The sequence below is a fragment of the Embleya sp. NPDC008237 genome, from assembly GCF_042956465.1.
Classification (GTDB): domain Bacteria; phylum Actinomycetota; class Actinomycetes; order Streptomycetales; family Streptomycetaceae; genus Embleya.
On the sequence record NZ_JBIBGL010000004.1, the window covers coordinates 87,571 to 102,275 of the forward strand.

General features: G+C 71.7%; 13 protein-coding genes. 7 read left to right on the forward strand and 6 right to left on the reverse strand.

What is annotated here, in order from left to right:
- The first annotated feature begins 325 nt into the window (after positions 1 to 325).
- Positions 326 to 1,078: a M50 family metallopeptidase gene (locus ACFZBU_RS10875; RefSeq protein WP_391583167.1), complete on the forward strand. Its 753-nt coding sequence runs from the start codon at positions 326 to 328 to the stop codon at positions 1,076 to 1,078.
- A 99-nt stretch (positions 1,079 to 1,177) separates the two neighbouring features.
- On the opposite strand, the gene ACFZBU_RS10880 is transcribed toward ACFZBU_RS10875, so the two are convergent.
- From ACFZBU_RS10880 to ACFZBU_RS10890, 3 genes are all read right to left on the reverse strand, one after another.
- A complete protein-coding gene (locus tag ACFZBU_RS10880; RefSeq protein ID WP_391583168.1) occupies positions 1,178 to 2,878 on the reverse strand; it encodes an amidohydrolase in 1,701 nt (566 codons plus the stop codon).
- Positions 2,879 to 3,011: 133 nt separating this feature from the next.
- On the reverse strand, positions 3,012 to 4,484 hold the full coding sequence (locus ACFZBU_RS10885; RefSeq protein ID WP_391583169.1) for a sodium:solute symporter: 1,473 nt from the start codon (positions 4,482 to 4,484) through the stop codon (positions 3,012 to 3,014).
- A complete protein-coding gene (locus ACFZBU_RS10890; protein ID WP_391583170.1) occupies positions 4,481 to 4,684 on the reverse strand; it encodes a hypothetical protein in 204 nt (67 codons plus the stop codon). Before ACFZBU_RS10890 ends, ACFZBU_RS10885 begins: the two co-directional genes overlap by 4 nt.
- Before the next feature lie 102 nt (positions 4,685 to 4,786).
- Here ACFZBU_RS10890 and ACFZBU_RS10895 point away from each other — a divergent pair, with 102 nt between their 5' ends.
- The 5 genes from ACFZBU_RS10895 (at position 4,787) to ACFZBU_RS10915 (ending at position 8,555) form a co-directional block, all read left to right on the forward strand.
- On the forward strand, positions 4,787 to 5,833 hold the full coding sequence (locus ACFZBU_RS10895) for an Lrp/AsnC family transcriptional regulator (protein WP_391583171.1): 1,047 nt from the start codon (positions 4,787 to 4,789) through the stop codon (positions 5,831 to 5,833).
- A gap of 85 nt (positions 5,834 to 5,918) precedes the next feature.
- Positions 5,919 to 6,560, forward strand: coding sequence for a transcriptional regulator (locus ACFZBU_RS10900; RefSeq protein WP_391583172.1), 642 nt, complete (start codon positions 5,919 to 5,921; stop codon positions 6,558 to 6,560).
- 5 nt (positions 6,561 to 6,565) lie between these two features.
- The gene (locus ACFZBU_RS10905; RefSeq protein WP_391583173.1) at positions 6,566 to 7,699 is read left to right on the forward strand and encodes an aminotransferase class I/II-fold pyridoxal phosphate-dependent enzyme; all 1,134 of its coding nucleotides are present in this window, start codon (positions 6,566 to 6,568) and stop codon (positions 7,697 to 7,699) included.
- Positions 7,700 to 8,022: 323 nt separating this feature from the next.
- A complete protein-coding gene (locus ACFZBU_RS10910) occupies positions 8,023 to 8,283 on the forward strand; it encodes a hypothetical protein (protein WP_391583174.1) in 261 nt (86 codons plus the stop codon).
- Positions 8,280 to 8,555: a DUF4873 domain-containing protein gene (locus tag ACFZBU_RS10915; protein WP_391583175.1), complete on the forward strand. Its 276-nt coding sequence runs from the start codon at positions 8,280 to 8,282 to the stop codon at positions 8,553 to 8,555. The genes ACFZBU_RS10910 and ACFZBU_RS10915 overlap by 4 nt, the downstream gene beginning before the upstream one ends.
- Positions 8,556 to 8,569: 14 nt before the next feature.
- Here the strand turns inward: ACFZBU_RS10915 and ACFZBU_RS10920 are convergent, their stop codons facing one another.
- Positions 8,570 to 9,805: an epoxide hydrolase family protein gene (locus ACFZBU_RS10920; protein ID WP_391583176.1), complete on the reverse strand. Its 1,236-nt coding sequence runs from the start codon at positions 9,803 to 9,805 to the stop codon at positions 8,570 to 8,572.
- A 524-nt stretch (positions 9,806 to 10,329) separates the two neighbouring features.
- On the opposite strand from ACFZBU_RS10920, the gene ACFZBU_RS10925 reads away from it, so the two are divergent.
- A complete protein-coding gene (locus tag ACFZBU_RS10925) occupies positions 10,330 to 10,788 on the forward strand; it encodes a nitroreductase family deazaflavin-dependent oxidoreductase (RefSeq protein WP_391583177.1) in 459 nt (152 codons plus the stop codon).
- 96 nt (positions 10,789 to 10,884) lie between these two features.
- Here the strand turns inward: ACFZBU_RS10925 and ACFZBU_RS10930 are convergent, their stop codons facing one another.
- On the reverse strand, positions 10,885 to 12,981 hold the full coding sequence (locus ACFZBU_RS10930; protein WP_391583178.1) for a SpoIIE family protein phosphatase: 2,097 nt from the start codon (positions 12,979 to 12,981) through the stop codon (positions 10,885 to 10,887).
- Between the two features lie 151 nt (positions 12,982 to 13,132).
- Positions 13,133 to 14,692, reverse strand: a complete 1,560-nt coding sequence (locus tag ACFZBU_RS10935) for a flavin-containing monooxygenase (protein ID WP_391583179.1) — start codon at positions 14,690 to 14,692, stop codon at positions 13,133 to 13,135.
- Positions 14,693 to 14,705 lie beyond the last annotated feature (13 nt).

Consider the following 14,705-nt stretch of genomic DNA (forward strand, 5'->3'; position numbering starts at 1 on the left):
GTGAGGTTGGCGACCGGGGAGGGTCTCAGGTCCACGAGGGGGTGCCATACCGCGTTCGCCACATGGGCGGGAGTGCGCGGTGGGGTGGCCGCTTGCCGGGTGTCAGCCTCGGTGCCCGGTCCTGCCGTAGTCGAGGTGGGTGATCCGGAAAACGCGGGGTCGGGCCCCGATGCGCCGGACGGCTTGACCTGCCCGGGACGGTTCACCGACTGTGTGTCGTCGGTGAACCGTCCCACGACCTTTGGCCCCGACGCACCCGCGCGGCCCTGTCCGCCGGCGGGTCGGCTGCTTCGGGTCCGAGGGCGGGTCAGAGCATCGGAGTTGCATGACCTCGTCGTTCCCGCGGCTCCTGTGGGAGTACGCCTTCGCCACGCAGCCGCACCCGCCTTCGGGGCTGGTCCTCGTCGCCGGGGGCGTGGCCCTGACCTGTGTGGTGCATCGGTTGGCATGGTCCACCGTGCGCTGCTACTCGGTGATGGCACACGAGGCGGGCCACGTCCTGGCCGCGCTCCTGTGCGGGCATCGCGTCGTCGCCGTCCGCCTGGAGGTCGACAACTCGGGAACCACGTCGCATCGAGGCAAGGGCCGCCTTCGCCGACTCCTGATCGCTGCGGCGGGCTATCCGGCGCCCTCCTTGGCAGGCGTCGGTGGCGCGGCTCTTCTGCGCGCGGGGCACGTCACGGCGTCGCTGTGGGCCGTGACCGCTCTGATGCTCCTGCTGTTGACGACGGTTCGCAACGTGTTCGGCGTGGTGATCATCCTCCTCGCGTCCGGTGTCCTGGCCGCGGTGTCGTGGCGGGGCCGGGTGGAAGTACAGGCCTTCGCCGCGTACGTGGTCGTCTGGTTCCTGCTGATCGCCGCCGTGCGGCACGTTGTCGAACTGCTACGACGCCATCTGAGGGGCAACTCCTCGTCCGACGCGGCGACACTGGCGACCTCGACCGGAATACCGTGGCCTGTGTGGGTGGCGGCCTTCGGCCTGATTTCGATTGCCATGGCCTGGCTGGGCGCCGGCTGGCTGCTCGATGACGGGGACGTGTCCACGACCTGGAATCCGCCCCCGTTGCCCCGCTGGTGAACGCGGGCGGCGGCCGGCGGCCGATCCCGTCGAGCCCCCACACCCCGTCGGGATCACGCGCCGGCCGCCCCCGTTCCCGCACCATCCCGAAGTGCGCCCCTATGCGCCCCACACCCGCCGGGCGCCCACCCACGTCGACAGGATCGGGATGTCCGCGATCCGTTCGGGTGCGACGGACAGCAGGTCCTCGCCCAGGACGGTGAAGTCCGCGAGCATTCCCGGGGCGAGGCGGCCCTTCAGGTGGCCTTCGCCCGTGGCGTGAGCGGAGCCGGTCGTGTAGACGGCCAGGGCTTCGCGGGCGCCGATGCGCTGGTCCGGGCCGAGGACTTCGCCGTCGCGGGTCTGCCGGGTGACCATGGTGCGGATCGCCAGCAGCGGCGGGAGGGGGCCGGCCGGGTGGTCGGAGGAGCCGCCCACGGTGATGCCCGCGTCCAGGAAGCGGCGGTGGCCGCAGGCTGCGGCCGCGCGTTCGTCGCCGTAGTAGCCGCGCAACTTGCCGCCGTGGTCGTGGACGAACGAGCCGAACGGCACGGGGGTGATCCCGGCCGCGACGATGCGCTCCACCAGGCTGTCGTCGACGAGGCTGCAGTGCTCGATGCGGTGGTTGATCCCCGCGTACGCCGGGACTTCGGCGCGGGCGGCCTCGATGGCGTCCAGGACCTTGCCGACGGCCAGGTCCCCGTTCGCGTGCACGGCGACACGGCTGCCGGTCCGGTGGACGGCGAGGACCGTGTCGGCGAACTCCCGGTCGGTCATGAGCTGGATGCCGTTGTCGCTGCCGGTCTGGCTGGGGTACGGGACGCGGCACAGGCAGGTGCCGCCCGCGAGCGCGCCGTCGATCATCAGCTTGACGCCCACCAGCCGCAGGTGCTCGTCGCCGAAACCGGTGCGCAGTCCGGTCCGCGCCAGGTCCGCGAAGTAGCGGTGCCAGACGAGCATGCCGACGCGGGCGGTGAGCACCCCGCGGTGCGCGGCCTCCTGGTACAGCCGCAGTTCGCGCGGCGAGACCAACGCGTCGCACCAGGAGGTGATGCCCGCCGCGTGGAACTCACGGACCACTTCGGCGAACGACGGGATCAGGTCGTCGAGGGTGAATTCGCCCAGCAGTTCGGGGGCGCCGCTCGGGCGGAACCACTGGTCGAACCACGCGCCCTCGTACATCCACCCGTCGAGCCGACCGTCCGCCTCGCGGCCGAGCGTGCCACCGTCGGAATCGGGGTCGGTGTCGCGGTGGCCGGCGAGTTCCAGGGCGCGCGAGTTGGCGACGGCCATGTGGCACGAGAAGTGCACGACCAGGACCGGGTGTTCGGTGGATATCGCGTCGAGGGCCGCCCGGTCGAGGCGGCCTTGCGGGTCGGCGTTGGGGTCGTACCCCTCGGCCACCACCCAGCCTCCGGGCGGGGTCGCCCGGACGCGCTCCGCGAGCGGGTTGCCCGATCCGCCGGCGGCCCGCAGCGCCTGCGGTGTCAGCGGCACCCGCATGCGGGTGTCCGCCAACCCGGCGGGGTGGCAATGCGCGTCATTGAGGCCCGGGACCACGACGGCGTCGCCGAGGTCGACCAGCTCGGCTCCGGGCAGGCGCCGCCGCAGGTCGGCGACGTCTCCGACGGCGACGATGCGATCCCCGAAGGTGGCGATGGCTTCCGGTTCGGCGGTCGCGACACCGCCCGGGTCGGCGAGGGTGATGATGCGGCGGGACCGGAAGATCCTCGCGGTGGGTTCGTCCGGGTGGGACAGGGCGTGCGCCGGAGCGGGTGCCGTGCTGCCGTGGATGCCTCGGGTCGTCATTGTGTGTGCCATTCGTCGGTGTGTTCCGTGTGGTGTCGCCCGGTCCGGGTTCGGATCTCGGACCCGGACTCGGACTCGGTCTCGGCTGCGGTCTCGGCCTCTGATCCGATCTCGGCCTCGGCCTCGGCCTCGACCGGTGCCGGGCTCACGCGGCCGTCTTCTCCGTCGGGCGCGGCAGCGTGCCGAGCGTCGGCCGTGTGCCCGCGGCCAGGCGCCGAGCGCTTTCGACGAGGAGGCCGACGGCGAGATTGACGCCCAGGCCGATCAGCCCGGCGCTGACGTGGTTGGTGTCCACGGCGTGGCCGTTGTCGCCGAACGTCAGCCAGATGACCACCGCCTCGCCCGAGAGGATCCCGGCCGCCACCGACCACGCGCCGACGAGCGGGCGGCGGCCGGTCAGCGCGTACAGCAGTCCGGGCGCCATCTGCGCGAGGCCGGAGTACGTGAGCAGCAGCAGGTTCGTCAGCGCGTCCGGCCGCTTGATGGCCAGGACCAGCGCCACACCGACGGCGCCGACGACGGTGGTGTGGTTGACCAGGAGACCCGAGCGTTCGGTGCGGGTACGGACGATGTTCCGGGCGACCAGCGACGACATGCCGAGCACGATCGCCGCGGACGGCACCATGGCGCACGCGGCCGCCGCGGTGACCACGACGCCGACGAGCCAGTCGGGCATGGCGCCATTGGTCAGGTGCAGCAGTACGCCGCTGGGCCCGCCGGATGCCGCGCCCGCGACCACGATGCCGGTGAACCCGATCAGCATCGGGATCGCCTGGCTGGCGCTGTAGAACGGGATCCAGATGCTGTTCTGGCGCAGGGCCTTCTCGTCCTTGGCGGACAGGACCGCGGGCCAGCCGTGCGGCATGGTCATGAACATCACGCTGACCAGGCTGGTCACCATGCTGGTGAAGAACCAGGTGCGGTCGAACGGCCCGTCGTGCACGGTGAGTTTGGCCGCGTGCGCGTCGGCGAGCCGATGCGTGACCTCGCCGATGCCGCCCACGTAGTGCGCGGGAATGGCGATGGCCAGCACGATGAGTACCAGGACCATGAGCGCGTCCTTCAGGTACGCCGCACGCGCCACGCCGCCGATGCCCGACCACAGTACGAAGCCGGTGATCAGCACGGATGCGGCGATCATGCTCGCCGTCCCGGAGCCGCTGTTGCCGGTGGCCAACTCGACGACCAGGCCGAGGCCGGTGATCTGGAGTTGGAGGTAGGGCAGCAGGAAGACCACACCGAGCACGGCGGTCAGCGTGCCCAGGGCGCGGCTGCCGTAGCGGTCGGCGAAGAAATCGCCTTGGGTGAGGTAGCCGCGCTCCTTGCCGACCCGCCACACCAGCGGCGCGACGACGTACATGCCGACGTACGCGAGTGGAAGGTACGGCAGCGCGTAGACGACGCCGACGCCCGACGCGTACGCCAGGCCGGCGAGGCCGAGGAACGTGAAGGTTGTGTAGACCTCGCCCGCCTGGAGGAACCAGGTCGTCACCGCACCGAAGCGGCGCCCGCCGACCGTCCATTCCTCGAGGTTGGCGGCCGGCTTGCGGCGGCCGAGCACGCCGAGCCCGGCGATCAGCAGCATGCCCACGACGGACACGGCCAGGGTCGTGCTCATCGCTCGCCCCCGTTCCGGCGGCGCGTGCGCTGGTACTCGACGTACCCGAGCGCGGGAGTCAGGGCGATCACCCAGCCCACGCTCCAGGTCATTATCGACGGCATGCCGAGCCAGATATGCGGAGCGTTGACGAACGGTAGCCACACCGTCGCCAGCAGTGCCGTCACGGGCACCATCAGCAGAAGCACTGCGACACGCATGGGTCGCTCCCGGGGTCGTCGTATTTCGCGAACCCCTGGAGCATGAAACTTCCGGATAGGATCCCGGGAAATTTGTAGATAAGAGTCACTCGGAGGCTTGTGGTGAAGTATTCCGCCGATCTTGCGCCAACCGCCGAGCTGCCACCCACCCTTCTGGACGAGACCGACTTGGCACTGGTCAACGCCCTGCAGGCGGCACCGCGCGCATCGTGGACGCTGGTCGGCCAGGCCCTGGGCATGAGCGCCGTCACCGTCGCGCGCCGCTGGGAACGCCTGCGCTCACGCGGCCTGGCGTGGGTGACCGCCTACGGCGGGCCGTTCGTGCTGCAGGTCAACTGCTCGGCGTACGTCGAGGTCGACTGCCATCCCGCGAAGGTGCGCGCGGTCACCGAGCGCCTGCGGCTCGACCCGCGCATCACGGGCATCGAGCATGTGTCCGGCGGGACCGACCTCCTGCTGACCGTGATGGTCGCCGACCTCACCGCGCTGTCCAGACTGGCGATCGAGGTCATCGGCGCTCAGGAAGGCGTCACCGCCATCCGCAGCATGATCGCCACCCACCTGTTCACCGAAGGCAGCCGCTGGGACCTGCGCTCGCTCGACCTCCACCAGCGCAGCCTGCTTCGCCCGGGCGACGACACGCCGCCTGCGGGTATCGGGACCGTCGCCCCCGAGGACCGCCCGTTGCTCGTCGCGCTCGGCGCGGACGGGCGCCTCGGTTACGGCGAATTGGCCGAGGTCACGGGCATGAGCGAGTCGACCGTACGCCGCCGGGTGACCCGCATGCTTCGCGAGGGCAGCGTCGTGCCGCGCTGCGAAATCGCGCACAGCGTCTCGGGGTTCCCGGTGTTCGTGCACTACCTGGCGAACGTCCCCAGTGCGGATCTGGCCCGCGTGGGCGCGTCGATCGCCGCGGTGGCGGAGGTCCGGATGTGCGCCGCGATCGCGGCACGGCACAGCCTGCTGATCACCGCCTGGGTGCGCTCGATTCCCGACACCCGCCGCCTGGAGGCGCACCTCGCCGAGCGATTCCCCGAACTCACCGTCGAGGACCGATGGTTGACACTTGCCAATGCCAAACGCATGGGCCACTTGCTGGATCCCGAGGGCCGCAGCACGGGCTTCGTGCCGATGGATATCTGGGCGTGACGGCGAGCGGACGGGACGGAGGATGCGGGCCCCGCTCGCGCCCGGGCCTGGACTCCTTATCCAGATTGGACGTACAGTCCAAGCCATGGACGTGGAAGAGAACCCAGACCCTCGGGTGCGAACCTGGGCGCCCGTGTGCCGGGCCGTCGCGCTCCTGCTCGGCCCGTACGCCGAGGTCGTCCTGCACGACCCGGAGACCGACCGGGTCCTGGAGATCTGGAATCCGATGACCTCCCGCCGCGCCGGCGATCCCTCGCTGCTCGGCGAGTTGGACGCGCTCGACCCGGCGACGCGGGACGTGTACGGGCCGTACGAGAAACTGCTCGCGGACGGCCGCCGGCTTTCCTCGGTCAGCGCGGTCCTGCGGGACGAGCAGGACCGGGCGTCCGCGGTGCTGTGCATCAATCTCGACCGCACGCCGCTGGAGCGGGCCGCCGCGGTCCTGTCCGCCTTCGGCGCCCCGACCGTAGGGCGTCCCGAGCCCTTGTTCGAGCAGGACTGGTCCGAGCGCATCCGGCACATCGTCGGCGGCCACGTTCGCGAAACGGGTCGCCCCGTCGACCGGATGACCCGCCAGGACCGCCTGGTGGTCCTCGGTCGGCTGGACGAGGCCCGGGTGTTCGCGGTGCGCCGGGCCACCCCGGTCGTCGCCGAGGCGTTGCGGGTGTCCCGCTCCACCGTCTACGGCCTGCTGGCCGAGCTCCGAGCCCAGAGCACGAAGGACTGACGCACATGACCCGGCTGCCCGACTTCCGCCTGGAAACGTACTTCTCCCGCTGGGAGTTCACCGCCCGCCACCACCTGACCGCCTCCGACGCCCAGACGATGACACTCGGCGAGTTGCTCGCACTGGCCGACGACGAGGACCGCGACGCCTTCGACAACCTGTCCCTGGGCTACACGGAGACCTTCGGCGACCCGGCCCTGCGCGAGGTGATCGCCCGGACGCACGAGCACGTCGACGCGGACGACGTCATCTGCTTCGCGGGCGCCGAGGAGGCCCTCTACCTGGCGATGAACGTGCTGCTCGACGCGGGTGACCACGCCGTCGTGGTGACCCCGAACTACCAGGCCGCCGAGACCGTGCCGCTGGCGCTGTGCGAGGTCACCGGCGTGGCTCTCGACGCGGACCGGGACTGGGCTCTGGACCTGGACGAGGTGGCGGCGGCCCTCCGGCCGAACACCCGGGTCGTCTCGGTGAACTTCCCCAACAACCCCACCGGCAAGGTCGTCGACGCCGCCGACTTCGCCGCGCTGGTCCGCCTGTGCGACGAGCGCGACGTCCGCCTGTTCAGCGACGAGGTCTACCGCGGCCTCGAACGCGACCCCGCCCGGACCCTGCCGCAGGCCGCCGACCTGTCCGAGCGGGCACTGTCCTTGAACGTGACCTCGAAGTCCCTGGGGCTGCCCGGGCTGCGGATCGGCTGGATCACCTGCCGCGACCGCGCGTTGCGCTCGCGCCTGGAGCGGGCCAAGCACTACACCACCATCTGCAACTCCGCGCCCGGCGAGGTGCTGGCCCGCATCGCGCTGAAGGCCCGCGAGACGATCCTGGATCGCAACCGGGCCCTGATCGCAGCCAATCTGCCGGCTTTCGCGGCTTTCTTCGCCGAGTTCGCGGACGACTTCGAGTGGCGGGCGCCGGACGGCGGATGCGTCGCCTACCCCCGATACCTGGGCGCAGACGGGGTGGAGGAATTCTGCACCCGCCTGGTGGAGGAGGCCGGCGTCCTGCTGCTGCCCGCGAGCATCTACCGCTCCGAACTCACCGCCACCCCCACCGACCGGTTCCGCATCGGCATCGGCCGCCGCGCCCCGGAGGAAGGACTGGCTGCCTTCGCCCGGTGGATGCGAGCGCGCCGATGACCCTCCCCGTCTTCGACACGGCCGTCATCGAGAAGGCCGCCACCGGGCAGCTGGTGGACACCGCCTCGGCCGTCCCGGCCCGGCTCCCGCTCCGAACGCCGAAGCCGTTCGGGTCGGGCCGCCCGGACGCGTGCCCCGCGGGCTGTGCTCGCCGCCGGTGAGGAAGCGGGGAGCGGCGACGCCGAGGACCGCGGCACCCTCGAAGAACGCCGCCCCGGCGCGCCTCGCCGGACCCGGCCGTCCTCGCCGCCGAGGCGCGCGAGTCGCCCCCGTAACCGGTTCCGGCGCCGGCGGGACCGGGCCGGCCGACGCACACTCGGAGGATGGAGATCATGTCGGCACACGGCCACGTCACGGTCCCCGGTCTGGGGGACGTCGAGGTCACGGCCGATCTGTTCGACTGGCCCATCGACGGCGACACCCTCCCCCGCACCTGGAGCGCCATCATCGACGGCGGGCCCGTCCTGGAGACCGGCACCGAGGGTGTCCTGCACCTCGACACCGAGCCCACCGCGCTCGGGCATCGATTCGTCGTCGTCGCGAGCGGGGAGCACGTCACCCGGATCAGCGGACACCGGACATGACCGGGGCCTCCCGCGCCCGGGACCACTACGACGGGCCCGCGATCGTCGCCGCCGACGGCACGAGCATCCCCGTCGAGGCCCACCTGCGCCTGGAGACCGCCGGAAGCTGGCACGGACGCGTGTGGACCGACGATCCCACCGTCGACATGAACCGCGTCGCCTCCGCCACGACCCGCCTCCTGCGCGTCGGCCAACGCGCCGCCTCGTTCACCGTCGACCGCATCCTGGACCACCACGCCCACATCACCGGCACCGGCATCGCACCGTTTTGACCACGCAGGCTCGTTCAGGGCCTGCGGCCGTGGAAGGTGCGGCGCAGGTCGCTCACCCAGGCGTCGGGGTTCTCCCAGGGAATGAAGTGGCCGCCGTGGTCGTGGGCGTTGACATTGACGTGGTTGAACCAATCGGCCTGCGGGCCGGTCTCGAATGCCCGGACGCGCTCGTCGGCGGTGTGGATGCCGGGCGGGTTCTCGTAGGTGACGAAGGTGAGCCCGACCGGGGCCTGCACGGCCGGGGTGCGGTCGTGGGCGGGGGTCCAGGGGTAACGGTTGGCGTTGGCGTAGTAACGCATCGAGGTGGCGATGGAGTTGTTCACCCAGTAGATCGTGGCGTGGGTGAGCAGGTCGTCCCTGGTGAAGACGGACTCGACGTCGCCGCCGTTGTCGCTCCAGGCGTTCCACCGCTCCAGTAGCCAGGCGAGCAGTCCGGCGGGGGAATCGCTCAGCCCGTGGGCCAGGGTCGCGCCGTCGAGCATGTGCACGGCGAGGTGGGGCGCCCAGCGGTGGTCCAGCTCGACGATGCGGGCGCGGACGTCGGCGGGCTGGTCGTCGGTGAGGGGCCGGTTCCGGGCGAAGTCCCAGGCGCGGTGGCCGGTGAAGAAGTCGAGCGGCAGCCCGGAGCCGATGTGGATGCCGTACAGCTCGTCGGCGTACTTGTGGCCGAGCTGGCTGGAGACGATCCCCCCGATGTCGCAGCCCCCGGCGGCGTACTTGCGGTATCCCAGGGTCTCGGTCATCAGGGTGTGCCAGAGGTCGGCGACCTTCCAGAAGTTGACGTCCGCAAAGCCGGTGAGCGGGCCGGGGAAACCGAAGCCGGGCAGGGACGGCACGATGACGTCGAACGCGTCGGCGGGGTCACCGCCGAACGCGGCCGGGTCGGCGAGCGGGTCGATCACCTTCGACCAGTGCCAGAACGTCCACGGCCAACCGTGGGTGAGGATCAACGGGATCGGGCGAGGGCCGCGGCCGGGCTTGCGCATGAAGTGCACCGGGACACCGGCGACGTCCGCCCGGTAGTGCTCGTGGGCGTTGATGGCGGCCTCGGCCTTGCGCCAGTCGTAGCCGTCCCGCCAGTACGCGACCAGCTCACGGAGGTAGCTGTCCGGGACGCCGTAGGACCAGTCCTCGTTCCCCTCGTCCAGCGGCGGACGGGTCGAGGCGAGACGGGCGCGCAGGTCGTCGAGGACCTCGTCGGACACATGGATCGGGGCGGGCTCCAGGGGGAAGCCGTGCGTCGTGGTCATGGCGTGGTTCCTTACCGGGTGGCGAAGGCGATGTCGTCGCTTCTGTCGGGTGGTGGGGTGGTGGGGTGGTGGGGTGGTGGGGTGGTGGGCTTGTGGGGTTGTGGGCCGGGCCGGTTCGAGGAGTGCGGGCACCGGCGCGGCGAGTGCCTGCCGGTGCTGCGAGTGGAGCCGGCCGGCCAGGGCAACCGGGCGACCGATGCGCTCCCTTCGCCGCGATCTCGACCACCTTGGCATCGACGCGGACGCTCGACGGCTTCGGTCCGAAGATTCTCGAAAAATATCGGCGGAGGGTGTCGAGAACGGCCGGCCGGCTCCGTTCCCAGGGCAGGACGCGGCCACGGTGGCCGCACCCGCACCGAGGAGGCCGGCATGACGATCGAACGGCCGGCCCACGTCCGGCGTCGCCGCCGCCGACGACGACCTCGAGGCGATCGCGCTCGGGTCTCCCCGACCCCGTCGCCTCGACACCACCCCGGACCACCGCGCACACCCCACACGTCACACACCCGGAAGGAACCGCCGACATGGCCGTCGCCGAAGACCTCGACCGCGCCACCGACTCGCAGTGGGACTGGGTCGCCGAGCAGACCCGCGCCTACCTGGCCTCGGGCGGCACCGAGGGACACGAGAACAACGGCGTGCACGTGCTCGTGCTCGCCACGACCGGACGCAGGACCGGCCTGCCGCGCCGCAACTGCCTGATCTACGGCAGGTCGGGCGACGACTTCGTCGTCGTCGCCTCCAAAGGCGGTGCCGACGAAAACCCGGCATGGTTCGGGAATCTCCTCGCCGACCCGAGCGTCGGGGTGCAGGCCGGCATCCACCGATTCACCGCCCGGGCCCGGGTCGCGTCCCCGGCCGAGCGCGAGCACCTGTGGACCCGGATGGCGCAGATCTTCCCCCTCTACGACGACTATGCGCACAAGACCGACCGCACGATCCCGATCGTCCTGCTCACCCCCCGGTCCGAACCGCAGGCATGACGCCTCCGGCACGTGCGCACCCCCGACCCGAACGGCGGCATCGGCGACTTCGGCCCGCCCCCTCGGTGTCCGGGGCCGTCGCACCGACCCCTCGTGTCACGGGGTGTGCGGGCCGGTGGTCCTGGAGGTGGCTTCGGCGATGAGAAGGGCGACGTCGTCGTGGTCGTCGGGGTGTCGCAGGGAGTGCAGGAGCCAGTTACAGGTGTCTTCCAGTGGCTTGCGGGGTCCGTCCAGGGTGTGCAGCAGTGTGTTCAGGCGGTCGTCGATGGAGTGGTGGCGGGTTTCGACGAGGCCGTCCGTGTAGAGGACGAGCCGGTCGCCCGGATGCAGGTCGAAGGCGGTGGTGTGGAAGGTGACGCCGCCGACGCCCAGGGGCACCCCGGTGGGCAGGTCGAGCAGTTCGGGTGTGTGTCCGGTCGCGGCGAGGACGGGCGGCAGGTGTCCGGCGTTTGCTATGCGGCAGCGGTGGTCGTGGGGGTCGTAAACCACGTAGATGCAGGTCGCGATGTAGTGCTCGAGTCCCTGCGTGATCTTGTCGAGGTGGCGCAGGATCTCGTCGGGGGCGAGGTCGAGATCGGCGAAGGCGCATGTGGCGGTGCGCAGCCGGCCCATCGTGGCGGCGGCGTCGATGCCGTTGCCCATGACGTCGCCGACCACCAGGGCGGTCTTGTCGCCGGTCAGGGGGATGATGTCGTACCAGTCGCCGCCGACCTCGCTGGTTGCCTGCGCGGGTTGGTAGCGGGAGGCGACGTCCAGGCCGGTGAGCCGGGGCGGGCGGCCCGGCAGGAGGCTGCGTTGCAGGGTCTCGGCGGCGTTGCGGACGCTCTGGTGCCAGCGGGCGTTGTCGATGGCCACGGCGGCGCGGGCCGCCAGTTCCCCGGCCAGGAGCACGTCGTCCTCGTCGAACGGCAACGGGTTGCGCGCGCGCAGCAGGTCGAAGGCGCCGAGGACCTCGTTGTGGGCGATCAGGGGCACGGCCAGGTAGGAGTGCACGCCGGCGAGGGCGAACGCCGTCGCGCCGTCGGCGTCGGGGGCGATCCGCCGCAGGTCCTCGGCGCCGACATGGGCGAGGACGACGGGTTGCCCGGTGTGGACGCACCGGGTGATCAGCCGGTCCGCGCCGTAGGCGGCGAGGTCCCCGGCCTTGACGGCGGCGGTGGCGGGCGTGGGGTACGCCGCCGCCACGGCGAGCGCCCGAAACAGCTCCGGGCCCCGATCGGGCGAGGCGGTGGTGCGGCGGAAGGCCAGGACGGCGTCGAGCAGGTCGACCGCGGCCACGTCGGCCAGGCCGGGCACCGCGACGTCGGCCAGTTCCTGGGCGGTCCGGTCCACCTCCAACGTGGTGCCGACCCGGACGGAGGCATCGGCGATCACCGCCAGCCGGCGCCGGGCCCGGTCCGCCTCGGTCGTCGCCCGGTGGCGTTCGCTGACGTCGACGACCGATACGGCCACGCCGATCACCCGCCCCCTGGTGCCTTCGAGTCGGTAGTAGGACACCGACCACGCGTGATCGTGCTCCGGATCCGCCGCGGTACGGCCGACGATGTGCTGGTCGATCAAAGGCGTGCCCGTGAGCCGTACCTGGAGCAGCGCGGACTCGACGGTGTCGATGTCGAGCCCGGGCAGGATGTCACCGGGACGGCGGCCGATGTGGTCGGCCGCCGCGATGCCGTTGATGCGTTCCAGGGCCGGGTTGACCAGCAGGTATCGCAGGTCGTTGTCCAGCAGGGCGATGCCGATGGGAGCCTGCGACACCAGCCGCTCGGTCAGCGCGAGATCGGTCTCCACCCGCCGCAACATCGTCTGATCGGCGGCGATACCCAGCGCGTAGACGTCACCGACATCGTCCAGCAGCCGCATATTACGGAACTCGACCAGGCGCGTACTGCCGTCCTTGTGCCGGATGGGGAAGGCACCGGCCCAACTCGCGCCGGTGCTCATCACCTCGGCGAACAGCTTGACCACCAGGTCCGTGTGCTCCTTGTGGACCAGCACGTGGGCCGCGTACCGCCCCAGGGCCTCCTGGGCCGTATAGCCGAACACCTCCCCGGCCTGCGGGCTCCAGAACACGATCCTGCCCTGGCCGTCCAACACGATCGCGGCCACGTTGAGCAGGTCGAGCAATCCACCCGGCGGCGACGGCACCGCCCGCTCCCGCCCTTCGTCCCCCCGGGGCGGCTCGTGTGCGTCCATCCTCGAAGCTCCCTACTTCCACGGAACCCTCTCGGTCCACGCACCGGTAGGGCACCTGCCTTCCATGCTGCGCCTCCAACCCGCGCCCCACGATCGGGGCCGCGATCGCCGAGAGGAACGCAGGGGGCATCGACACCCGACCGGCCGCGCGTCACACCGGCGCACGACTCGGCCCGGTGTCGGTCGGTCGCCCCGGCCGGATCGGCGTGCGTTTGCTCCCGGCCACGCGTTCCCGGCGAAGTGCGCGGAGGTGGTCCGCCACGTCGACGCGCACCGAGTCCTCGGCCGCCGTGCCGTGGCGGCGGGTCACGGCGAGGTGTGCGGCGATCTCGGCGGCCATCTCCCCCGCGGCGGGCAGCACGGCCGCGCCGTCGACGAGGTCGGCGATCCACTCGGCCTGGGCCTCGAACAGCCGGGTCAGCGCCCGAACCGGCCGGATCACGCCCCGGACCAGGCCGGCGAAGTACAGGCCGGCGTAGGACGGCGAGACCACACGGCGGTAGAGCGCCACCTCCCCCGCGTCCGAGAACAGCGCGTCACGCGGCACGAACGGGAGCGACATCCGATAGCCCGTGCAGTACACCACCGCGTCGACGCGCACGTGCGTGCCGTCCGCGAAGTGCGCAGTGTCGGCGGTGAATCTCTCGATCATGGGCTTCACCACGATCGCGCCATGGCTCAGGCGCGGCAGCAGGTCGTCCGAGATCGTCAGGGGCCCGGCAAAGACGCGATGGTCCGGCTCGGGAAGGCCGTACGCGGCGAGCGGCCCCCGGACGATCCGCAGCGTCAGGTCGGCCAGGCCCTGCTGGACGCGCAGTGGCAACCGCGTCCACCACGCGCTTCCGGCGATCTCGTCGACCGGCACACCCATGATCGTCTTCGGCGCGACATGGATCCCGCGCCGCATCGCCAGGATCGTCAGCGCCGCCGTGTGGGACAGGTTCACCGCGATGTCGCACGCGGAGTTCCCGGCGCCCAACACCACCACGCGTCGCCCGGCGAACCTGCCCGCGTCCGCGTAGTCCACGGCATGCACGATCTCGCCGGAGAACGTCTCGCTGCCGGCGATCCCCGGCTCGGGCAGCCGGGGCGTCCAGTGGTTCCCGGCCGCCACCACGAGGTGGCGAAACCGTCGACACGCAACGACGCCGAGATGGTTCCGACTGATCACCTCCCACGCGTTCCCCTCCCTCGCGCGCTCCCCGCGCGCGCTCCCCTTCCGCCCGTCGCGGCGACCCCCGGCGGGAACCGGCACCGGGCCGGGCGCGGCGCCCGTGCGCGAGCCGCCCGCACAGGGTCGAACGGCGAGCACCTCGGTCCGCAGTTCGATGTCGCGCCGGAAATCGTGGGCTCGCGCGAAGTCGTCCAAGTACGCGGCCACCTCGGTGTGTCGCGGGAATCGCGGAAACGACCTCGGCATCGGGAATCCGGCGAAGCCGGTGGCGTCCCGCGACGTGTTCAGGTGCAGCGACCGGTATCCGGGCGTCGGCCCGGCCCGCTCCCCCGCCGGAACGTGCCACACGCCACCCACCCCCTCACCCCGATCGACGAGGGTGAACGGGATGCCGCGCCCACGCAGCGCCCGGCCGACGGCCAGGCCGCTGAACCCGGCCCCGATCACACACACGTCGCCGATGCCGGAACCCGCCCCCGCGCCGACGTCCTCCCGGCCCGCCGCGTCCTCGCCACGCCCGGCAGCGCCCCTGTGCACGGCGTCGCTCCTT